The following is a 22044-nucleotide window of genomic DNA, read 5'->3' as shown; positions in this document are numbered from 1 at the left end:
GATCAGGCCTCCGCTTCCTCTTCGGCTGTGTCTTCTTCGGCGTCTGCTTCCAGATCCGCCGGGTCAACCCAACCCAACATCACGCGGGCTGTCATGACCATGTCCTGGGCTTCTTCCAGTGACACGTCGAATGGCTCCAATACGCCGTCGTCTTTCACACGCTCGCCGCCTTCGGTTGTCCAGCCACCTGCCAGTTCCCAGTCCGCGCAGGTTGCGAAGTCTTCCAGCGTTTTCACGCCATCCTGACCCAAGGCTTCCAGCATCTGCGGCGTCAGCCCCTCAAAGTTGACGAGGCTATCCTCGACACCCAATGCGCGGGCCGCTTCCATGGCTTTCTTGGCCTGTGCTTCGAGATAATCACGCGCACGGGCCTGCAATTCGCCAGCGGTGTCATTGTCTACGCCTTCAATCACCAACAATTCGTCAATTTCGACGTAGGCGACTTCTTCGAGGCTTGTAAACCCTTCTGATACCAAGAGTTGGGCAAAGAACTCGTCCAGATCAAGGGTATCCATGAACAATTTCGTGCGCAGCTCGAATTCAGCCTGCCGACGTTTGCTTTCTTCTTCCTCGGTCATGATGTCGATATCGAGACCGGTCAGCTGGGAAGCAAGGCGGACGTTTTGACCACGACGGCCAATCGCCAGTGACAATTGCTCATCGGGGACAACAACTTCGATCTTGCCAGCTTCTTCATCAAGAACAACCTTGGAGACCTCCGCAGGTTGCAGCGCGTTCACGAGGAAGGTCGGCATATCTTCATTCCAGGGAATGATGTCGATTTTCTCGCCTTGAAGCTCGTTCACGACGGCCTGCACGCGCGAACCACGCATACCAACGCAGGCGCCGACAGGGTCAATGGAACCGTCATAAGAGATCACGGCGATCTTTGCGCGCGAACCGGGGTCACGGGCGACGGCCTTGATCTCGATGATGCCTTCGTAAATTTCAGGCACTTCCATCTTGAACAACTCAGCCATGAATTCAGGCGCAGTCCGGCTCAGGAAGATTTGCGGGCCACGCTGCTCGCGGCGCACTTCCTTGATGAAACAACGGATGCGGTCGTTCGGGCGGTATGCCTCGCGACCGATCTTTTCGTTGCGACGCAGAACGGCTTCGCCAGCGCCCACGTCAACGATGACATTGCCGTACTCTTCGCGCTTGACCAGCGCGTTGATGATTGTGCCTGCGCGATCCTTGAATTCTTCGTATTGCTTGTCACGCTCCGCTTCGCGGACTTTCTGAAGGATCACCTGCTTGGCGGACTGTGCCGCGATACGGCCCAATTCCACCGGCGGGACTTCTTCGATCAACTGCTGGCCGACCTCTGGGTTTTCCATGTACTCTTTGGCCTGCGCGACAGTGAATTCAGCCTGATAGTTCTCAAGCTCTTCTTCTTCGACCACGGTGCGGACGCGGGTGAACGTGGCTTTGCCGGTCTTGCGGTCAATCGCAACACGGATGTCCATCTCAGCGCCGTAACGGGATTTTGCCGCACGGGCGAGCGATTCTTCCATCGCCTCAACAACCAGCCCGGGCTCAATGTTCTTTTCGCGGGCCACAGCTTCGGCTGTTTGCAGCAGTTCGAGCTGGTTAGCGGATGTAAATGCCATCTTATGTGTTCTCCTCGTCGCCCCGGCGGGGCGCTCTATTCATCGCTGTCAATGATGGTTTCGATTTCATCAAATTGGGTCTCATCGATTTGACCCGCATCTTTTCGTCCGCGCAAAACATCGCGGATCAATTCATCTGTCAGCACCAGTTTGGCGTCCGACAGCCATTCAAACTTGAGCCCAATCGTGCCCTCAGTAATCGTAATCAAGACCTCATCGCCTTCCGTCCCGGCCAGAGGCCCCTTGAAGCGGCGGCGGCCGTCGATCAGCTCATCGGTTTCGATTTTGGCTTCAAAGCCTTCCCACTGGTCAAAGTCCTTCATCCGCGTCAGCGGGCGGTCAATGCCGGGGCTGGAAACCTCAAGCGTATAAACGTCGAGAATCGGATCCTCGACATCCAGAACAGCGCTCAGCGCTGTGGAAATCTGGCCGCATTCATCAACTTCGATCTGGCCATCAGGGCGCTGCACCATGATCTGCAGGATGCTTTCCTTGCCAGACATCAGACGGACGCGCACAACTTCAAATCCCATGTCCTCAACGACAGGGGTGATAATTTCGGCGATGCGGCGGTCAATGGCCGCTTTGGCAATCAGATCGTTCATCTTCAATTTCCGACTTTATCATTCGGCACAAAAAAACGGGCGCGCGGCCCGTTGTGAAATTCGGTGGTGTCTGGGGGTGGAAGCCAGACGCCGCTGTTATGGATCATATACGGAAGGTTCCCGTCATGCGCAAGGGGCAAGCCGGTTTTCGCGGCCTGCCTGCCATTTCACTGTTTGTCAGTTGAGACCCAGAAGTCGGTTCAGCTCACCAAGTGCGGATTCAGTAAGTTCACGTCCTCCAGTCAGAACAGCCAAAGCACCTTCTTCGATGACTTGGAGCGGGGTTTCTTCTTCGGTCCCGGCTGCAACTTCGGTCACTTCACCTTCTGCGCCAGCACCCGCTTCGGCAAGCGCCCGCTGCTCTGTCTGATAGGCGAACAGCAATCCAATCAGACTATCGGCGTTTGCATTTTCCAGACCAGTCTGGCTGGCGTGGGCGGCGTTCAGGTTTTTCAACTCGCTCGCGATCGCGCCACGATTGACACTGATTTCATTTCCTTGCGAACCATTGCTGTTCCCGCGGTTTCCATTGCTATTTCCATGCGCCCCACGTTCCGCATAGGCGGCGTCCGCGGAAATAATGACAGACGCAGTTATCGCCGTCGTCAAAACAAGGGCAGTCGCGCCAACGCGCAAGAACTGACGTGAGATAGAGAGAGCCATGACTTTTCCAAACTTCATTCAGGTGAGATATTCGATATGTTTTGCTGTGATATAGGGCAGCAGGGTGAAGGTATCATAAACAGACGAATCATTTCGCGACCAATACTATTCGGATCGGGCATACGGACGGCGGAAACCTGCCGACCGAAATCAGCCTTCAGCTTCATCACGCCACTTGGCATCACGATGCGATCCGTCGCAATAGGGCTTGTTGCCGGACAGACCGCAGCGGCAAAGCACGAACTTGTCTTCGGAGGCACCAGCAGCGCGATCTGACGTCGGCGCCGGAATATCTTTGACCCAATAGGGGCCGTTCTTTTCCACCACGATCTGCGCACGATCGGCTGTTCTGTGTTCCACGCCTTCCGAAGTGGCAATCGACAGCGCGCCAGACGGGCAGGCGGCGATAACGGCCTCGACTTCGGCGACGGTTCCAAGATCGGGCTGCACCCATGGCTTCTGGGTGGGGTTAAAGATGTTGGACGCAAGCCTGCCGCATTCGGCTGCATGTGAACACAAAAGCGGATTGTAGTTCACCGACACCTCCTTGCCCTCATATGTGATGACACGGTCTCGGCCTGCAGGGGTGCCGCCACGGCTTTCAAAGCCGACCTTGTTGTGGCTCCCGTCGCAAAATGGCTTGTTCTTTGAGTTACCACAGCGGCACAGGGCCATGACGGGTTTAGGCGCAATAGGTCCATCCGGGCCTTCAAACGATGACAGGCCAGACACAACCAATGGTCCATCTTTGCGTTCTTCAATCTTCACATCATCAGACATAGTCTTTCCCTTGAGGGTTCAACGCAAAACGCCCCACCTTTCGGCAGGGCGTTTCGATCTATCTTCTAATGGCTTACGCCACCGACCAACGCTCGGCCATACGCCCGTTGTCCATCTGCCAGAGGTTGCCCACGACGTCAGGCGACGAAATCCGGTTGTTCACAGCCTGCACGTAATTGGCAAACATCGGGATCAACACACCGCCTTCATCGCGGAGGATCTGCTGCATTTCGAAATACTGGTCGCGGCGACGGTTGCTGTCCAATTCGGCACGGGCCGTCAGCAAAAGCTCCTGGAAGCGCGCGCTGTCTTTCTCGTCCCACTGGCTGTCATTCCATGGGACACCGGCCTCATATGCGGTCGAGAACATCCAGTCCTCCGTCGCACGACCAGACCAGTAAGACGCACAGAACGGCTTTTTCAGCCAGACGTTTGACCAATACCCGTCAGCGGGTTCCTGGATCACATTGATGTTGATACCACCGGCTGCCGCAGATGACTGGAACAACTGGGCTGCGTCAACTGCGCCTTCAAAAGCCGCGTTGGAGGCAGACAGATCAATGTCGAGACTATCCAGACCTGCCTGCTGAAGATAGAACTTGGCCTGATCGGGATCATAGGCGAGCTGTTCCATCTCAGTGTTGTAGTACTGGTTTGCAGGGCCGATTGGCGTGTCGTTGCCAACTGCACCGTGGCCAAGCAGGATCTTGTCAACCATTTCCTGACGATTGATACCGTACTTCAGCGCGCGGCGAACATTGGCATCGTTGAATGGTGCGGTGTCCGTCAGCATCGGGAAAGTATACTGCTGGTTGCCCGTGACTTCCTGAATGCGCAACGCAGGGTTTGCGCGCAGCAGTGGTTCAGTCTTGAAGTCGATCCGGTTGATCGTATCAACCTGACCCGTCATCAGCGCGTTCATGCGGGCTGTGTTGTCGTTGATGGCGATGTATTCGATCTCATTGAAGAAACCAGCGCTGTCGCCTTTGTAGTGATCTGGATAGCGGGTTGCGACCATGCGCACACCGGGATCAAATGACTGCACCTGATAAAGACCCGTGCCGACACCTTGGGCAATCGCCTCTTCAATCTGGCCAGCAGGATACATCAGGAGGTGATAGTCAGACATCAAATACGGGAAGTCAGCATTGCCGGCCTCCAGCACGAACTGCACCTGACTGTCCGTGATCTTTGTCATCTCAGAAATCGCTGCGACAATCGGCTGCGCTGCGGATTTCGCACCTTCAGCGACGTGCAGTTGCAGCGATTCGATCACATCGTCAGCACCAAACGACTTGCCGTTATGGAACGTCACGCCCTGGCGCAGGTTGAATGTCCAGGTTTTCGCATCAGCGGATGCTTCCCAGCTTTCCGCCAATTCACCCTTGAGCGAACCGTCCGCCGCGACCTCTGTCAGGCTGTCAAAAACGGCGCCCTGTGCTGATGCAATCATGTAAAGGTCAGAGTGCGTCCGGCCATCCCAGCTATCGGATGTATTTGCGCCCGAAAGCCCCGCCGTCAGCTTGCCGCCGCGTGTTTGCGCGCGCAAAGGCATACCGGTCATGCCCAAGACACCTGCGGCAACACCTGTTTTCAATAGACCGCGTCTACTAATTCCGTGCATATTTTCGTTCTCCCTAGTTATTGTTCAGGCGTCGCACGCCCGATTATGTCACCCATTATCGGGGCGATTCGTGTTACATCTTATCAACTGCTGCGTCGCCGATGTTATCAACTCCGCGTTCTTCGAGCAGATTTGTCAGCCAATCAGGGTCCATTTCCGGCACTGATGACAGCAGCAGGTCTGTGTACGCATGATGCGGAGGCCGGAACATATCATCCTTTAGGCCTTGCTCCACCACGCGCCCATCTTTCATCACAACGACTTCATCCGCAATCGCCTTCACGGTCGCAAGGTCATGGGTGATGAACATATAAGAAAGCGACAGCTCATCCTGCAAGCGCGCCAATAGTCGCAGAATGCCTTCGGCAACCAACTGATCCAAGGCCGACGTCACCTCATCGCAGATAATAAACTTCGGCTCCGCGGCCAATGCGCGCGCGATACCGATCCGTTGTTTCTGACCGCCCGAAAGCTCCGACGGGAGGCGGTTGTAATATTGCGACGGCTCCAGCTCGATTTGTTCAAGCAGTGCGTTCACCTTCTTGCGTTTCGCAGCACCCTTGAGACCCAGGTAAAATTCAACCGGGCGGGCAATGATCTGGCCAATCGACATACGCGGGTTCAAGGCGGTATCGGCCATTTGGTAAATCATCTGCACCTGCCGCAACTGATCCTTGGAGCGCTTGCGATAATCTGGCGGCATCACCGCGCCGTCCACAAGGATTTGTCCCGCTTTGGGCGGCAACAGACCGGTGATGCAACGGGCAGTCGTTGACTTGCCGGACCCGCTTTCGCCCACAACGGCAACGGTGCGGCCTTCGTGCATGTCAAAGCTCACATCATGCAAAACAGGCACGGTCCCATAGGAAGCATCGACGTTTTGAACACTGACCACCGGCACAGAGCCGGTCTGAACCGCTGGCTTCAAAGGCCGCTCAAAGCTACGCACAGCCCACAGCGACTTGGTATATTCTTGTGTCGGCGCGGACAGCATTGTGCGGGTGTCAGCCGTTTCGACCTCATCACCCTTCAACAACACCTTAATCTTATCCGCCATCTGCGCCACAACCGCGAGGTCGTGGGTGATATAGATTGCGGCCGTGTTGAATTGCTCAACGATGTCACGGATCGAGGCCAGAACCTCAATCTGGGTTGTGACATCAAGGGCGGTGGTCGGTTCATCAAAGATAATCAGATCAGGACGGCAAGACATTGCCATTGCCGTCATGCAGCGTTGCAGCTGACCGCCGGAAACCTGGTGTGGATAGCGAAATCCGATCTGTTCGGGGTTTGGCAGACGCAATTTGCGGTAAAGCTCGATCCCGTCAGCTTCGCTTTCGCTGCGCTGCATCACGCCATGCTGCACCGGACCTTCCACATGCTGGTCCATCAGTTTGTGCGCAGGGTTGAAGCTGGCCGCCGCAGATTGCGCGACATAGGCGATACGCTTGCCCAGGAGCTGGCGTTTGACAGCAGCCGAGGCGGTCAACAGATCAATGCCATCAAATGCAATGGCGCCCTCGCTGATGCGCACGCCATCGCGGGTATACCCCATTGCGGCCAGACCGAGCGTTGACTTGCCGGCACCGGATTCGCCAATCAGCCCAAGCACCTCACCCCGTTCAAGTGTCAGATCGACGCCGTTGATGATGGGGTTCCATGTTTCATCGCTGCGACCTTCAAGTTTGACGCCACGCATTTTAACAAGAGGCTCACCACTCATTCTTTTAACCCCGAGGATTTATGCAGCATCCAATCAACCACAAAGTTGACGGCAATGGTCAGCAGGGCAATCGCGCCCGCCGCCAGCAATGGCGCAGAGGCAGCCATCGGCGCAAAGAGTGCGAAGTTTACGAAACCGCCCAGGTCACGCACCATTGTGCCCCAGTCGGCCAATGGCGGCTGGATGCCGACACCCAGGAATGACAGCGCCGCGATTGTCAGGAATACAAAGCAGAAGCGCAGACCAAATTCCGCAAGAAGTGGTGCGGTCGCGTTCGGCAGAATTTCCTTGAACACAAGATAGCCCAGGCCCTCACCGCGCAGCTTTGCAGCTTCGATATAGTCCATCACAACGATGTTTTGCCCAACCGCGCGCGCCAGTCGATAAACGCGTGTGCTGTCGATCACCGCGATGATAAACACCATGAAGACCGTCAGCGGAATGCCCAAGGTTGGCGCCCACACGCTCGCGATTGTCATCAAGAGCAGTGCGAAAATCAAAGACGGGATTGCCATCAGCACATCCACAAGACGCGACAGGACCTGATCCAGCCAGCCACCAAGCGTGGCGGCCAAAAAGCCCAAAGTACCGCCCAGAAGGAACGCGAGAACGGTTGTCGCAAAGGCAATCCCAACGGTGTTCTGGGCGCCGTAGATCAGCCGGCTCAGAATATCACGTCCAATCTGGTCGGTCCCCAGCGGGAAATCGGGATTGCCGCCCAGCGCCGGGTCTCCGCCCGGCACGATGTTCGCCGCTGCACCTTGGATGATTTCTTCCTGACCGTAAGGCGCAATCAGACCGGCAAAGACCGCAAAGACGGTGTAAATAAGGATCGTCAGAATGCCAAAGGACGCGGTCAAGGGCATGGAACGAAACATCTTGCGGCTCCATACGGTGCCAACGGAGCGCCCAAGAAGGCGGAAAACCCAGGCTGCGATCGCAAAGACGATAAAGCCTTCGATCGCGACGCGCAGAAAGAAGAACTTATTCGCAATCGCAGGATCAGGGCTGCGGCCTTGGATGTAGGCCCAGACGAGCCAGAGAACAATCGCGACCCCCAGCACATAGCCGTAGGCGACGCCATAAGGCATATCGCGGAACTTGGGCGCGTTGCTTGTCACGGCTTTTCCGGCAAAACGGAAACCCCAGGCAACCGCACCCAATCCAACGAGAGCCGCGACAATCCATAAAATCATTTCGGATGCCTCAGACGTGGGTTGGACAGGATCGACATGATGTCAGCCGTCAGGTTGAGCAGAATAAACGCCGTTGCAAAGATCAGGCAACTCGCTTGCACAATCGGAATATCGCGAATTTTCACACTATCCACAAAGAGCTGTCCAATACCGGGATAAACAAAGACCACCTCGACCACGACGACGCCAGTGATGAGATAGGCGAGGTTCAGCGCGATCACGTTGATAATGGGCGCCAGCGCGTTGGGCAGCGCATGTTTGACGATAACACGCATCGGGGACAGGCCCTTCAGACGGGCCATTTCGATATAGGGCGAGGCCAGCAAATTGATGATCGCCGCTCGGGTCATGCGCATCATATGGGCGGTCACCACAAGGGTCAGCGTCAATGCGGGCAGCATGGATTTCTCCAACCGCTCACTGAATGCCATCCCTTCGAAGATATTCGACAACGATGGAAAAATCGGGTTCAGCACCGCAAGGAACAGGATCAGAATATAGGCCAGAAAGAATTCCGGGCTTGAGATCGACGACAGGGTGAAGATGTTTGTGGCACGATCAAAGACCGTGTTGCGGTAGAGCGCTGCAAGAATTCCAAGGGTGATCGAAACGGGAACCGCAATCGCTGCGGTCACCATTGCAAGAAACATGGTGTTGGCAAAACGCGGTGCAATCTGTGCAGCAACAGTGGTTGCGCCGGAATCCGTTCCGGTAAAACTGGCAAAATTCGCCTGCGCGAAGCTGGTGCCCAAATCGCCCCGCAAAACACCGCCCAGCCATTGGAAATAGCGGGTCACGGGCGGCTGATCGAGACCAAGGTCCGCACGAATAGATGCAACAGCTTCCGGAGTGGCCCCTTGTCCGAGAATGGATTCTGCAAAATCACCGGGCAAAAGGTTCACGGCAGTGAAAATCACCATCGAGACAATCAGCAAAGTAAGAAGACCAAGCGCCAGTCGTTGTAGAATAATCGTTAGGACACTGCCCAAAACCTGAATTTCCCCTTTGGTTCAGGCGAACATTAACGACTGACTTTCATCTGTAAAGGCTAAAGACCCAAGCTGTGCCGCTGGGTTGCGAACATCTCCATGGTGCGGACAAGCTCTGCGCTGATGCCGGGTTCCGACAAGGCGTGCCCGGCGCGACCGATGAATGTCAGCTGCGCGCCCGGCCATTTTTGGGCCAGCGTATGCGCAGATGTTGGCGGGCAAATCATGTCGTAGCGACCTTGGACAATGGCGCCGGGTATATCCGCGATCTTGGCCATTTGACCGGGATGCAGGATTTGTTGATCGGCCGTCAGAAAGCCCGCGTTATGAAAATAATGGTTCTCAAGTCGGGCAAAAGCGCGTGCATAATCCGCAGGGCTTTCCCCCGTCACACCATCACTCTCAATCGACGCGAGCGCGTTTTCCCAAGAGGCCCAGGCACGGGCGTAGCGGGTCTCAAGCGGGATATCGCCGGAAAACAGGCGGCGATGATAAGCGGCGATAAAGTCATCCTGCTCGTCCTCAGGTATGAGCGCGGCAAAGCGCTCCCAAAGGTCGGGCCAGAATTTGCCGGCACCGCCTCCGTAAAACCAATCCAGTTCTGGCTGGGTCATCAGGAACACGCCACGCAGGGTCAGTGCCGCAGCGCGGTCAGGGTGGGCCTGCGCATAGATCAGTGCAAGCGTCGCCCCCCAAGAGCCGCCAAAGACGATCCAGCGGTCAATCCCCAGTGTTTCACGGATCAGCTCAATATCGGCAACCAAATGCCATGTCGTGTTTGCATCGACACTGGCATGGGGGCGCGAGCGGCCACAGCCGCGCTGGTCAAACAGAATGACGCGGTAGTGGTTGGGGTCAAAGTAGCGGCGCATTGCAGGGCTACAGCCACCACCCGGACCGCCATGCAGTACAACAACGGGGATACCATCAGGGTTGCCGCATTGCTCAACATAGATGCGATGGCCGTCGCCGACTTCCAACATCCGTTGATCGAAAGGATCAATGGGCTGGTAAAGATGCGCAGACGCGCGCTTTTGTCCTACGACTTTGTCCATAATCATCCTATATCGCTATTCATCACCAAGGACCATTGGATACGAGGCTAAAATGTCAGCCACAAACACAGTAGACCCCAAAGAAATCGCCAAGTTTGAGGCGATGGCCGCCGAATGGTGGGACCTTAAGGGCAAGTTCAAGCCGTTGCACATGATGAACCCGGTGCGGCTCGATTATATCACAAGCCAGATCGCGACGGAGTTCGGTCGTGATCTGAGCCGGCCGGACCCCTTCAAAGGGTTGCGCATTCTCGATATCGGATGCGGCGGCGGGTTGCTTTGCGAACCGATGGCACGGCTTGGCGCCACGATTGTTGGCGCGGATGCAGCAGAGCGCAACATTCCAGTTGCGAAAATCCATGCGGAACAATCCGGTCTGGACATCGACTACCGCCACACCACCGCGGAAGCGATGGCAGAGGCAGGCGAACAGTTTGACGCCGTTTTGAATATGGAAGTGGTTGAACATGTCGCCGATCCGCAAGGTTACTTGAATGCATGCCATGCGCTGATGAAACCGGGTGGAATACACATCTGCTCCACCATTAACCGCAACCCGAAAAGCTTCGTGATGGCAATTATCGGCGCAGAATATGTGATGCGATGGTTGCCCAAGGGCACACATGAGTGGGATAAATTCATCACCCCGGATGAGCTTTTCGCACTGATTGAAAAATCGGGCATGACGCCTGTTGATCGCAAGGGTTTCGTCTTTAACTTTGCGAAGTTCACTTGGTCCATTTCAGATCGGGACTTGTCCGTGAACTACGTCACGACAGCAATAAAACCGGGTTAATCCAGTCTGTCACGCAGCTTTGCGCGCATTTCACGCAAAACCGGCAGAACCATCCGCACACGATCTTCACCGATGGTGTCAACCACATCGGAAATGACAGGCGCAATCGCGGCAATCGCGGCATCGCGCGCGGATTGGCCAGAGGGGCTGATGGAGACCATCTTGCGCCGCGCATCGTCCCAGTCGGGGCGCACATGCACCCATCCGGCCCATTCCAGCTTATGCAGCGTGTTTGTCATCGCACCACGGGTCAGGTGGAACGTCTTGGCCAATTGCGCAGGCGATCGTTCGCCGCCTGAATGCGCCAGATGGTTCAGCACCGAAAAATGCGACAGCTCCATACCTTTCGGTAACACCCGCGCGATACTGGCGCGCGCAAGCTGATCGACGACCAGAAGCTCGCTGAAAAGCGAAACGGAAAGGGATCTAGATGATGTCGACATTAAGGGCCTTCAAAAGGGCGGTCGTGGCTGAGCGACGCGATACGGTTGCGGCTTTGTGCCACCTCCGCAAGGTCAAGATCAAGCAAAGCAATGCCGGGGGCGTCACCCATATCCACCAAAACCTCGCCCCAGGGCGAAATCGCGAGCCCATGCCCGAAAGTTTGGCGCGGCTTGCCTGACTGCACTGGATGCGCGCCAGTTTGTGCGGCCGCGAGGACATATGATCCGGTTTCAATAGCGCGCGCACGCAACAGCGGCTCCCAATGTGCCGCACCCGTGACGGGCGAAAATGCGGAAGGCACCAGCAAAACCTGAGCGCCCGCCTGCGCCAGGGCGCGGTAGAGATAGGCAAAACGCAGGTCATAGCAGATGCTCATTCCGATTTTGGCGAAAGGCGTATCTGCGACGACCGCCTGCGTGCCGGGGCGATAGCCGGCTGACTCGCGGTAGGTCTCGGTTTCTGACACGGCCACATCAAACATATGGATCTTGTCATAGCGCGCGCCGATCTGCCCCGCAGGGTCAATCAGAAATGACCGATTGGCGAAGCGGCCGTCGGCGTCACCCGTTTTGAGGGCAAGTGAACCGATGGACAGCCAAATGCCATGCCGCACCGCGTCTTCGCGCAACGCTTTGAGCGTGATGTCGTCCGCTTCATGTTGCAGGACCACCGCTTGCCGCGCGCGGTCCTGACTGACGCAATTCGTCACCTCAGGCGTGAGGATGAAACGCGCCCCTTGCGCCACCGCCCGCGCGATGAAATCGCGCGTTTGCCCAAGGTTAGTGACTGGGTCATCGCCAGAGTTCAGCTGTAACAGCGCGGTTTTCATGCTGCCAGCAGCGCATCCAGTTTGCCGCCGCGCTCCAACGCAAACAGTTCGTCGCAGCCCCCGACATGGACGCCGTCCACAAAGATCTGAGGGACAGTGCTGCCACCATTTGCGCGTTGGATCATCTCCGCGCGGCGCTGGGGCTGTGCGCTTATATTGACTTCCGAATAGCTGATACCCTTCGCATTCAACAAACGCTTGGCCATATGACAAAAGCCGCAAGTCGGTTTGGTATAAATTTCAACGGTGGCCATGGGGTGGCTCCTTCAATCAGTGTAGGCACTGATCTAGGGCTCTTTCACCACTCTTGCCAGTGTAACAATCGACACGTTTGTGGCACCGAGCAAACTGACCGCCTCAGCTGAGGCGGCAAGGGTCGCCCCGGATGTCATCACGTCATCAACCAAAAGAACCTGACGGCCAGCAATGGCAGAAGCACGTTTGGCGTTGGGCGCAATGGCATCTGCCAGCGTCGCAAAGCGCGCCTCACGGGTATGGCCATCAAGATATTTCGTCCGTTTGGGCCGACGCAATGCATCTGCACAAACAGGTCGTTGCATCAAGGCACCCATCGCCTGCGCAAGCATCGCAGATTGATTGTACCGCCGCTTGACCAGTCGGGTCCAATGCAGCGGAACGGGCACTAAAACAGGGTCTGACAAAGTCATTTCCTGCGTGCGGCGCACCATCCAGCGCGCGACAGAAGGCACTAGATCTGTCCGGTCCGAATGCTTGAGCCCCAACACAAGGCGCCGACCAACGCCCGAATAGGCAAAAACGGCGCGCCCCTGGTTCCACGGTCGGGCGATGGTCATGCAATCATCGCACTGGACGCCCACCTCCGGGGTGTCGCCCGGCAATGCGGCGCCACAGGTGTCGCAAACCAATCCCGACAAAAATACAGTGTCGGCCCAGCAGACGCCACAAAGCCCGTGGTCATCCGCCGTCAGCGCATCGCAAACGATGCATTGCGGCGGATAAATCGCATGAATGACGCTTTGCAACCGCATGATTCCATCCTACATGAGCGCCTATGAAGACGCCCCAGATCACCGACCGCCGTGCGCTGATGCGCAATCGCGCCCGCGCGGACAAAAATGGCTTGTTCCTGCAAGATCAGGCCGCCGATGAAGTGCATGAGAGACAGGTCGAGGTTAACAGAACCTTTACAGACGTGGCGATTGTGACTGGCTTTCATGAATACTGGGCGGAAAAATACCCGGACGCCACCATCGTTTCGGACGAGGAAACGCTCGCGCTGGAGCCACAGAGCTTTGACTTGGTGCTGCATATGATGTGCCTGCACTGGGCAAATGATCCGGTGGGGCAGTTGGTGCAATGCCGTCACGCGCTCAGACCAGACGGGTTGATGCTTTGCACGTTCCTGGGTGGCCAGACGCTGCATGAGCTGCGCGCGTCGCTGGCAGAGGCAGAGGCAAATATCACCGGCGGATTGTCCCCACGGGTCGCACCTATGGGCGAAATTCGCGACCTTGGCGGTCTGCTGCAACGGGCAGGTTTCGCATTGCCCGTCGCCGACAGCGCCACTTTGACGGCCAGCTACGTCAATGCGTTCCACCTGATGCATGACTTGCGCAAAATGGGTGAAAACAACGCACTAGCGCAGCGGGTCAAACACGCCACGCGGCGCAACCTGCTGACAGAGGCTGCCTGCATCTACGCCGATCACTTCCACAACGCTGACAACCGGGTCGATGCGACATTCGAATCTATCACGCTGACAGGCTGGGCGCCCGCAGAGAACCAACCGCAACCGCTGCGCCCGGGGAGCGCCAAAGCGCGATTGGCAGATGCGCTGGGCACAAAAGAAACCTCACTAAACAAGTCCAATGACGAATGACCCACGTATCCCATTTAAAACCCGCGCGAATGACGATAGTAAAAGGGCGATGAATATGTTTGACGCACAAAACTCACCCCAAGAACGGCCCGCCGTTTGCCCGATGCACGCGCAGCCTGACCATCCCAAGGTGAAGCCTGCGCGCGTCGGGATTCTTGTGGCCAACCTCGGTACGCCTGACGCAACCGACTATTGGTCGATGCGGCGCTATTTGAACGAATTTCTGTCTGACAAGCGGGTCGTGGATTACTCCGCCTGGATTTGGCAGCCACTCTTGCAGCTGATTATCCTGACGAAACGCCCGTTTTCCTCTGGTGCGGCTTACAAGTCGATCTGGAACGAAGAAGACAACGAAAGCCCGCTGCTGACGATCACGAAAAAGCAGACGGCTGCGATCAAACAGCAGATGGTTGATCGTTATGGCGACGACGTGCGCGTTGATTTCTGCATGCGCTACGGCAACCCGTCAACCAAATCCAAAGTGCAAGAGATGGTGGACGCCGGCTGCACCAAGATCTTGTTTTTCCCGCTTTATCCGCATTATGCGGGCGCCACATCCGCCACCGCCAATGACCAGTTCTTTCGCGCTCTGATGGACCAAAAGTGGCAGCCCGTCGCCCGCGTGGTTGAGCCATATTTCGAAGAGCCTGACTATATCGAAGCGCTCGCGCAGTCGATTGAACGGGCCTATGCGAATGCCGAAACCAAGCCGGAAAAACTGGTTTGCTCCTATCATGGCGTGCCGGAACGCTACTTGCGCGAAGGTGACCCCTACCATTGCCAGTGCCAGAAAACGACGCGCCTTCTCAAGGAGCGGCTGGGCTGGGATGACACTGATATCGTGACAACTTTCCAGTCCCGTTTCGGCCCCGAAGAATGGCTGAAGCCCTACACGGTTGAGGAAGTGGCGCGCCTGGCCGAAGCAGATGGCGTCAAGAATATCGCCGTTTGCGCGCCTGCGTTTTCGGCTGATTGCATCGAAACGCTGGAAGAGATCAACGAAGAGATCAAGGAGAGCTTCGAAGAGGCTGGCGGCGAACATTTTACCTATATCCCCTGCCTGAACGATGATCCTGCACATATTGATGCGCTCTCCGGTGTGATTGCAAAAAACCTGAAGGGTTGGTTGGACTAGGGGCTGTTGAAAGTATCACTTTCCAAAGACGGGGCGACGGTTAACGCTGATGATCTGGGGCCGCTTTTGGGCCTGTCACCTGCCGATGTTCCCGCAAAGATGCGCGCGGGCGAGATTACCAGCCAATCAGAGCACGGCGAAGGCGAAGACGCCGGACGCATCAGGCTTACTTTTTGGTATGCCGGACAACGCGTGCGCCTCATCTGTGATGCACAGGGCGAGGTTCTGAAAACCACGCGAACTGCCATGTCGAATCGTCTGTCCTAGGCACTGCCAGCCTTGCCTAAGGGTAAAAAATTCCAGAGTTTCCTTGTTAAATACCCAGGATAGGCCCTGTAGCGCACAAAATTTGGTGCGTTTACGGCCAAAGCCTCGATTTGACCTCGTTATGCCTCAAATGCACCATATTTCTCCGACATTTAGAACATCGTCTTGAGTGAAGTTTTGGGAGCGTGCCGCGTATTGGCATGAAAAGCGAGAAATGACTGCTGTGAACCATGCAGATTTAGAGCAATTACCAGAAGAGCGCAGTGAGGCGCTTCCCGCTGGCACGCCTCTCATGGGTGACCAGTTCACCATCGAACGCCCTCTCAGTAGTGGTGGTTTTGGGATTACATATCTGGCCCAGGATAACTTCCTGGGACGGCGCGTTGTTATCAAGGAATGTTACCCCGAAGCCTTCTGCCGTCGCGATGGCCGCAAAGTGCTTGTCCGCTCTCATATTCACCACGAAAAATACCGCGCCATCGTTGAGATGTTCATGCGCGAAGCCCGCAGCATCGCAAAGCTGCGCCACCCCAATATTGTTGGCGTTCATCGCATTTTCGAAGACAATGAAACCGCCTATATGGTCCTTGATCTCATTAATGGCCGCGATCTGCTGAGCCTGATTAAAGGTGAAGAGGACGCGCTGGCGCCGGATCAGGTGAAAGAAGTGCTGGTCAAGGTGCTGGATGCCGTGAAGCTGGTGCATGACAATGATCTGCTGCACCGCGATATTTCACCTGACAACATCCTGCTGGACAAATGGGGCAGCCCGGTTCTGATCGACTTTGGTGCCGCCCGCGAAGAAGCCAGTCGTGAAACACGCGCGGTTTCTGCCGTTTTGGTTGTGAAAGACGGATATTCGCCGCAGGAATTCTATTTCTCTGGTGGCAAACAAGGCCCCAGCAGTGACCTATATGCACTGGGTGCTACATTCTATCATATAATTAGCGGAGAAGCGCCGCCAAATAGCCAGACGCGTATGGCTGAATTTGCGGCCAACCACCCTGATCCGTGTGAGCCGCTTGCCGGTCGGTTCCCCGACTATGATTTGGCCTTCCTTGAGGCGATCGACAAAGCGATGAATGTCCTGCCAAAGGAACGTGTGCAGACCGTACGTGAGTGGCTGGGCCTGATTACGCAGCGCCGTGAACGCGCTGTGCCGATCCGGATGAACCCGCATAATAACCTTGATAAGGTTCTGAACCGCCTGGTGTCTGAGACAAATGAGTTCGTCTACAATTCCCAGCCGCGCGATGTGAAACCCAAGTCGCGCAAACCTGCCACGTCAGAGCCGAAGGTCGCCTCCAAGCCGGAATGGGCGGAGGAATTCAACAAGGAAACCAAGGAAGCCAAGGAAACCAAGGAAGTCTCGAAAGTGGTGTCCAAAACGCCATCTGAGGCCGTTTACGTAAAGCCCGGCTCCTTGGCCGTACCGGCAAAAAAGAAACGCACGGGGATATCACGTATCTTCGGGATCTTCTTAAAAGATTAGGAAAGCGCCCTTCGATGGGCGTTTTTGTCTTTTCGTCTGGGCCTCGGGCGCTGTCTGCATGAGTGAGCGCACCACCATTGATAGAATATCAAACCGTCCGGTTCGCTGCCGTTGTGTTTGAAGTACCCCCTCATTCCCGATAAAGACGATAGCAAATCACAAAGTGAGTATGGGTATGCACCGACGCAAAATGATCTTGGGGCTGGCGGCGATGGGTTTGGCTGCCTGTGAGCAGGGCGGCGGGTCGGGCGGTGGCGTCTACCGGATTTCTGATGGTGACGTGGCTGCGGTGCAATTTCGGATGCTGGACAGCGTCAATGCTTTTCGCGGAAATGCAGGGCTGCCACTCGTTCAACTGGACGCGCAGCTCAACGCCGCTGCGGCCACGCATGCGCGCGATATGGCGGTGCAAAACCGCCCTTGGCTTTTTGGATCAGACGGGTCAAGCCCGCTTGATCGTGCGCGCCGCGTCGGTTTCGCTGGTCAACTTCTTGGTGAAAACATCTCTGAGTCTTTCGAAACTGAGCTGCAAACGCTCGCGGCTTGGATGGCACGGGAAGACACCCGCGCGGTGATCCTTGAACCGTCTGCCCGCGCTATGGGATTTGCATGGTTTCAAGAACCGGCTGGCAAGCTTTGGTGGACGCTGAACATGGGCAGTGATCCCCTTGGTGTCCCGCCATTGGCTGGGGCGGGCATTCAGGGATAGTCATCTGCTGCGCGTGAAGCCCGCCACAACCTCCGTGTGGGGCGACCAGCGGAATTGATCGATGACCTGAACCCAGGGCATTGCAAAGCCCGCATCAACGAGCGATTGCGCATCGCGCGCGAAGGTCACGGGATTACACGATACCATCGCGATTGTTTTGACCTCTGAGGCGATCAGGGTCGCAACCTGCGCCTCTGCCCCTGCGCGCGGCGGGTCAATCACGGCCGCATCAAACTTGCGCAATTCATCCGCTTCCATCGGACGGCGAAAGAGATCGCGCGTTTCGGTGGTCACACGTCGCAGTTCGTGCCCCTCACGCCAACCTCGGTCCAACGCATCGAGCATCGCTTTCTCGCCCTCAACTGCATGAACTTCCGCACGTTTCGCCAAAGGGAGCGTAAAGGTGCCACAACCCGCAAAAAGGTCGATGATCCGGTTTGCTTTGGTAGTGATTTCTTCAACCGCGGCCAACAATGCCTGCTCTCCATGCTTTGTCGCCTGCAAGAACGCGCCGGGTGGCGGAACAACAGACGTCCCCCCAAAATCCTGCGCTGGCGGGTTGATCATGACGACAGGTTCGTCGTTCCAGACCAAGCGCGACAGCCCATGCTGGTTTGCCAAAGCCGCGAGCTCGACACGCAATTGTGGGGTCAGCTCTTTGTCGGTCTGCACCAAAATATCCGCACCCAATGCCGCCTCTGTCACGGTCAGATCAATTTCGCCTTTGCGCGAACAAGCCAGAACCGTCAGCGTCTCAAGTGCGGGAAAGCTGTCAATCAACGCTGGCGTCAGAAGCTGGCAATCGGGCACCTGTACCAGCGTATCAGACCCTTTCGCGTGAAAACCGATCATCGCGCCCTTCTTGGTGCGGCGGCCCGACAGCTTCGCACGCCGCCGCGACTGCGTGGGCGAGGTCGCAATATCCCGCAGCGCAGGCGTCAGCCCACGTGCAGACAGCGCCTTGACCACGATGTCCTGCTTCCACTTAGCCACGAAACGGTCGCTCGCGTGCTGCATCGCGCAGCCCCCACAGGATTTGAAATGCCGACACGGTGCAGCAACCCGATCCGTGGAAGGGTTGATAACGCGGAGCGTGCCGTCCTGGGCAACGTCAACTTCTTCGCCCGGCAGGACACGCGGCAAAAGCGATTGCCCGTCAGAGGCACGGCCCATCCCAAGATGGGTCAAACTTTCAATCGTGAGCATTATTCAGCCGCGTCTTTCACATTGATAAATCCACCCGATTGCCGGTTCCAGTAGCGCGCATATAGTCCGCCCAGCGCCAGCAATGCGTCGTGCGTTCCTTCTTCGACAATACGGCCGCCGTCAAGGACAACAATCCGGTCCATGCGGGCGAGAGTGGACAGACGGTGCGCGATGGCGATGGTGGTTTTGCCGTCCATAATCGTCTCTAACGCAGCTTGAATCGACGCTTCTACTTCGGAATCGAGCGCGCTCGTCGCTTCGTCCAGCACCAGAATTGGCGCGTCTTTCAAGATCGCCCGCGCAATTGCGATGCGTTGGCGTTGTCCGCCAGACAGCTTCACGCCGCGTTCACCCAGATGCGCATCGTAGCCTCTACGGCCTTTGTGGTCCCGCAAGGTCAGAATAAAGTCATGTGCTTCGGCCTGTCGCGCGGCGGCCTCGATTTCGTCTTGGGTCGCGTCGGGCTTGCCGTATTTGATATTGTCGCGGGCAGATCGGTTGAACATCGCGGTTTCCTGCGTGACCATCGCAATCTGGCCGCGCAGGCTTTCCTGCGTCACCTCGCGCACATCCGTGCCATCGACCGTGATTTTCCCAGCCTCGGCATCGTAAAGCCGCAGCAAAAGTGCGACCAGCGTGGACTTCCCCGCCCCGGATGCGCCAACCAGCCCGAGCTTTTCACCCGACGCCACGCTGAGCGACACACCATCTACGCCGCCGGGCCCACCACCATAGCTGAACGACACGTTTTCCAATACGATACGCCCTGTATCCGCGTTGAGTGGCACCGCGTCTGCTTTGTCCGTCAGTGTATGCATCGGGCTAAGCGTGTTCATCGCGTCTTCGACCTCGCCCACGTTGGCGTACATGCCCATCAGCGTGAAACTGACCCAGCCGGTCATCTGCGAGAGGCGCAGTGAAATCGCACCCGCCGCCGCGATATTACCGGCGGTCGCATCGCCAGTCGTCCAGAAATAAAGGGTCATACCCACCAGAATGATCGGCAACAGCCCACCCAGCGCCATCAGCCAGAACCGGAAAGACGCAGACAGCCAACCATAGCCAACGGCCGCACCCCAATAGGTCTCCATCGCGTCAGTGGCCGCGCGGTCCTCATGCGCATCATGGGCGAAAAGCTTCACAGTCTTGATGTTCGTGATCGTATCAACGACCTGCCCGGTCACCATCGCCCGCGTCGCCGCCCGCGATTTGGAGCGTTCACGAATGCGCGGCATGAAGAACCGGATCAGCAGGATGTAGGACACAGCCCAAACCGCCAAAAGCAAAGCTGATCGCGCATCGATCGTGAAGAGCAAAATCACCGACCCGACCAGCGATGCCAAAGCGAATGCCACCGTGTGGATCATATCAACCACAAGATCCGTCGCAGCACGGGCGGCCTGCATTTGTTTCTGCGCAATCCGGCCTGCGAAATCATCATCAAAGAAGGTGACCGACTGCCCAAGCGAATGCCTGTGCAGCCGCGACAGGATCAGATTGCCAAGTGCGGGGCCAACGACCACCGCCTGCAAGACACCGGAAACGCCAAGAAATATGGGCCTTATAATCAAGAAAAAGACCGTCACGCCAAGCAGCAAGAGCATGTTGTCGGCGAAGTAGGTCTGCCCCGTTGAGGCAAGTGTCGCGTCAATCACCCAGCCCAGCATCAAAGCCGTTGCGACTTCTAGCGTGCCGCCAATAGCAGACACTAATCCGGCCATAACAGTGATTTTTCCGCTCCCCTTGAGGCACCACCCAAGGAACGCCAACAGCGTTTGCGGCGGCGGTCCTTCTGCCGGTTCAAACGGGTCGATCCAGCGTTCGGGGTTCATTTTGGTGCCTCATCATTCTGCCCCAGAAACCCGCCAGATTGGCGCGCCCAGAAGCGTGCGTATTGCCCATCTTGCGCCAACAGCGCGGCATGCGTGCCTTCTTCGACAATGCGGCCCTGATCCATCACGATGATCCGGTCCATCTGCGCGATCGTCGAAAGCCTATGCGCAATCGCGATCACAGTCTTGACTTCCATCATACCATAAAGCGTCTGCAGAATAGTCGCTTCAACCTCACTATCTAGCGCACTTGTGGCTTCGTCCAGCAGCAGGATCGGCGCATCTTTCAAGATCACGCGCGCAAGGCTGATCCGCTGCCGCTGGCCGCCCGATAGCTTTACGCCACGCTCACCAACGCGCGCGTCATATCCGGTGTTGCCCTCATTATCTTCCAATCCCAGAATAAATTCATGCGCCTCCGCCTTTTGTGCCGCGGCAATGACGTGATCTTCGGTCGCATCTGGTTTGCCATAAAGGATGTTTTCCCGCACCGACCGGTGCAATAGCGCACTATCTTGCTGGACCATCCCTATCGCGCTGCGCAGGCTATCCTGGGTCGCAAATCTGATGTCTTGCCCATCAATCAGAATGCGGCCCTGCTCAACATCATAAAACCGCAGCAACAGCTTCACGAGCGTTGATTTCCCCGCGCCCGATTGCCCGACGAGCCCCACCTTTTCACCCGTGGCAATCGTCAAATCAACACGGTCCAAACCACCCGTTTTCTTCCCATAATGGTGGGACAGAGACTGAATTTCGACTTTTCCGCCCTGCACTAACATAGGCTTTGCGCCGGGCTGGTCGATCAGTGTCACAGGCTGCGCGATCGTCTGCATCCCTTCCTGCACGACACCCAACTCACGGAAGAAGTCAGTCATCGCCCGCATGATCCAGCCAGACATGGCATTCAGTCGCAGCGCCAGCGATGTCGCGACCGCCACAACCCCGACAGAAGCCGCCCCCTGCATCCAAAGCCAGATCGCCCAACCGACAACGCCCACAACAAGGATGCCGTTCAATAGCATCAGCCCCGCGTCCATGATCGTGTATAGGCGCATCTCATGTTGAAAGGTGCGGCGCGCGTGCTCAATGGCGTCTTTGGCGTAGTCGATCTCTCGCTCATGATGTGCAAACATCTTCACGGCGTGAATGTTGGTGTAGCTATCCACGACACGCCCGGTTACCGCACTGCGCGCGTTCGAAGCCAACTCAGACGCGGGCGTGA

At 56.7% G+C, this 22044-nt stretch carries 22 protein-coding genes; 6 read left to right on the top strand and 16 right to left on the bottom strand.

The genetic code is table 11. The features are described 5' to 3' along the window. Positions 1 to 2: 2 nt before the first annotated feature. From nusA to pip, 9 genes are all read right to left on the bottom strand, one after another. Positions 3 to 1613, bottom strand: a complete 1611-nt coding sequence (gene nusA / locus ACFDSS_RS01425) for a transcription termination factor NusA (RefSeq protein ID WP_375253967.1) — start codon at positions 1611 to 1613, stop codon at positions 3 to 5. A gap of 35 nt (positions 1614 to 1648) precedes the next feature. Beyond that, positions 1649 to 2218, bottom strand: coding sequence for a ribosome maturation factor RimP (gene rimP, locus ACFDSS_RS01420; protein WP_375253966.1), 570 nt, complete (start codon positions 2216 to 2218; stop codon positions 1649 to 1651). A gap of 177 nt (positions 2219 to 2395) precedes the next feature. Then, entirely contained in the window at positions 2396 to 2899 is a 504-nt protein-coding gene (locus ACFDSS_RS01415) for a hypothetical protein (protein WP_375253965.1), read from the bottom strand. A 132-nt stretch (positions 2900 to 3031) separates the two neighbouring features. Next, positions 3032 to 3661 (bottom strand): CDGSH iron-sulfur domain-containing protein, encoded by a 630-nt coding sequence (locus ACFDSS_RS01410; RefSeq protein ID WP_375253964.1) that lies wholly within the window; start codon positions 3659 to 3661, stop codon positions 3032 to 3034. A 73-nt stretch (positions 3662 to 3734) separates the two neighbouring features. Continuing rightward, complete coding sequence (locus ACFDSS_RS01405) at positions 3735 to 5285, bottom strand: ABC transporter substrate-binding protein (protein ID WP_375253963.1); 1551 nt, start codon at positions 5283 to 5285, stop codon at positions 3735 to 3737. A gap of 73 nt (positions 5286 to 5358) precedes the next feature. Next, on the bottom strand, positions 5359 to 7008 hold the full coding sequence (locus ACFDSS_RS01400; RefSeq protein ID WP_375253962.1) for an ABC transporter ATP-binding protein: 1650 nt from the start codon (positions 7006 to 7008) through the stop codon (positions 5359 to 5361). After that, the gene (locus ACFDSS_RS01395; protein WP_375253983.1) at positions 7005 to 8201 is read right to left on the bottom strand and encodes an ABC transporter permease; all 1197 of its coding nucleotides are present in this window, start codon (positions 8199 to 8201) and stop codon (positions 7005 to 7007) included. Before ACFDSS_RS01395 ends, ACFDSS_RS01400 begins: the two co-directional genes overlap by 4 nt. Continuing rightward, positions 8201 to 9193, bottom strand: coding sequence for an ABC transporter permease (locus ACFDSS_RS01390; RefSeq protein ID WP_375253961.1), 993 nt, complete (start codon positions 9191 to 9193; stop codon positions 8201 to 8203). The genes ACFDSS_RS01395 and ACFDSS_RS01390 overlap by 1 nt, the downstream gene beginning before the upstream one ends. A gap of 59 nt (positions 9194 to 9252) precedes the next feature. Further along, positions 9253 to 10248: a prolyl aminopeptidase gene (pip, locus tag ACFDSS_RS01385; RefSeq protein WP_375253960.1), complete on the bottom strand. Its 996-nt coding sequence runs from the start codon at positions 10246 to 10248 to the stop codon at positions 9253 to 9255. Between the two features lie 52 nt (positions 10249 to 10300). Here pip and ubiG point away from each other — a divergent pair, with 52 nt between their 5' ends. Beyond that, on the top strand, positions 10301 to 11044 hold the full coding sequence (ubiG, locus tag ACFDSS_RS01380) for a bifunctional 2-polyprenyl-6-hydroxyphenol methylase/3-demethylubiquinol 3-O-methyltransferase UbiG (protein ID WP_375253959.1): 744 nt from the start codon (positions 10301 to 10303) through the stop codon (positions 11042 to 11044). On the opposite strand, the gene ACFDSS_RS01375 is transcribed toward ubiG, so the two are convergent. Genes ACFDSS_RS01375 through ACFDSS_RS01360 form a run of 4 tightly spaced genes read right to left on the bottom strand, consistent with a single transcriptional unit; the run spans position 11041 to position 13327 of the window. Further along, positions 11041 to 11487, bottom strand: a complete 447-nt coding sequence (locus ACFDSS_RS01375) for a MarR family winged helix-turn-helix transcriptional regulator (protein ID WP_375253958.1) — start codon at positions 11485 to 11487, stop codon at positions 11041 to 11043. The two genes, ubiG and ACFDSS_RS01375, sit on opposite strands and share 4 nt — an antisense overlap. Beyond that, positions 11487 to 12317, bottom strand: coding sequence for a carbon-nitrogen hydrolase family protein (locus ACFDSS_RS01370; protein WP_375253957.1), 831 nt, complete (start codon positions 12315 to 12317; stop codon positions 11487 to 11489). Before ACFDSS_RS01370 ends, ACFDSS_RS01375 begins: the two co-directional genes overlap by 1 nt. Continuing rightward, complete coding sequence (gene grxC, locus ACFDSS_RS01365; RefSeq protein WP_375253956.1) at positions 12314 to 12571, bottom strand: glutaredoxin 3; 258 nt, start codon at positions 12569 to 12571, stop codon at positions 12314 to 12316. Before grxC ends, ACFDSS_RS01370 begins: the two co-directional genes overlap by 4 nt. 33 nt (positions 12572 to 12604) lie before the next feature. Further along, the gene (locus ACFDSS_RS01360) at positions 12605 to 13327 is read right to left on the bottom strand and encodes a double zinc ribbon domain-containing protein (RefSeq protein ID WP_375253955.1); all 723 of its coding nucleotides are present in this window, start codon (positions 13325 to 13327) and stop codon (positions 12605 to 12607) included. Between the two features lie 23 nt (positions 13328 to 13350). Between ACFDSS_RS01360 and ACFDSS_RS01355 the strand changes: the two genes are divergently transcribed. The 5 genes from ACFDSS_RS01355 to ACFDSS_RS01335 all read left to right on the top strand — a co-directional run bounded on the left by ACFDSS_RS01355 (position 13351) and on the right by ACFDSS_RS01335 (position 17781). Continuing rightward, positions 13351 to 14178: a methyltransferase domain-containing protein gene (locus tag ACFDSS_RS01355; protein WP_375253954.1), complete on the top strand. Its 828-nt coding sequence runs from the start codon at positions 13351 to 13353 to the stop codon at positions 14176 to 14178. A 49-nt stretch (positions 14179 to 14227) separates the two neighbouring features. After that, entirely contained in the window at positions 14228 to 15313 is a 1086-nt protein-coding gene (gene hemH / locus ACFDSS_RS01350; protein ID WP_375253953.1) for a ferrochelatase, read from the top strand. A gap of 6 nt (positions 15314 to 15319) precedes the next feature. Next, the gene (locus ACFDSS_RS01345) at positions 15320 to 15580 is read left to right on the top strand and encodes a DUF6522 family protein (protein WP_375253952.1); all 261 of its coding nucleotides are present in this window, start codon (positions 15320 to 15322) and stop codon (positions 15578 to 15580) included. 214 nt (positions 15581 to 15794) lie between these two features. After that, positions 15795 to 17072 (top strand): serine/threonine protein kinase, encoded by a 1278-nt coding sequence (locus tag ACFDSS_RS01340; protein ID WP_375253951.1) that lies wholly within the window; start codon positions 15795 to 15797, stop codon positions 17070 to 17072. 175 nt (positions 17073 to 17247) lie between these two features. After that, on the top strand, positions 17248 to 17781 hold the full coding sequence (locus ACFDSS_RS01335; protein ID WP_375253950.1) for a CAP domain-containing protein: 534 nt from the start codon (positions 17248 to 17250) through the stop codon (positions 17779 to 17781). Here ACFDSS_RS01335 and ACFDSS_RS01330 read toward each other — a convergent pair whose 3' ends face one another. From ACFDSS_RS01330 to ACFDSS_RS01320, 3 genes are all read right to left on the bottom strand, one after another. Further along, positions 17782 to 18987 (bottom strand): class I SAM-dependent RNA methyltransferase, encoded by a 1206-nt coding sequence (locus ACFDSS_RS01330; protein ID WP_375253949.1) that lies wholly within the window; start codon positions 18985 to 18987, stop codon positions 17782 to 17784. Further along, positions 18987 to 20819, bottom strand: a complete 1833-nt coding sequence (locus ACFDSS_RS01325; RefSeq protein WP_375253948.1) for an ABC transporter ATP-binding protein — start codon at positions 20817 to 20819, stop codon at positions 18987 to 18989. The genes ACFDSS_RS01330 and ACFDSS_RS01325 overlap by 1 nt, the downstream gene beginning before the upstream one ends. Next, the coding region (locus tag ACFDSS_RS01320) for an ABC transporter ATP-binding protein (RefSeq protein WP_375253947.1) at positions 20816 to 22044 on the bottom strand (1229 nt) is incomplete at its 5' end. The genes ACFDSS_RS01325 and ACFDSS_RS01320, both read right to left, overlap by 4 nt.

It is taken from the genome of Yoonia sp. (assembly GCF_042093035.1).
GTDB lineage: Bacteria > Pseudomonadota > Alphaproteobacteria > Rhodobacterales > Rhodobacteraceae > Yoonia.
This window is presented reverse-complemented; position numbering and strand designations above follow the sequence as displayed.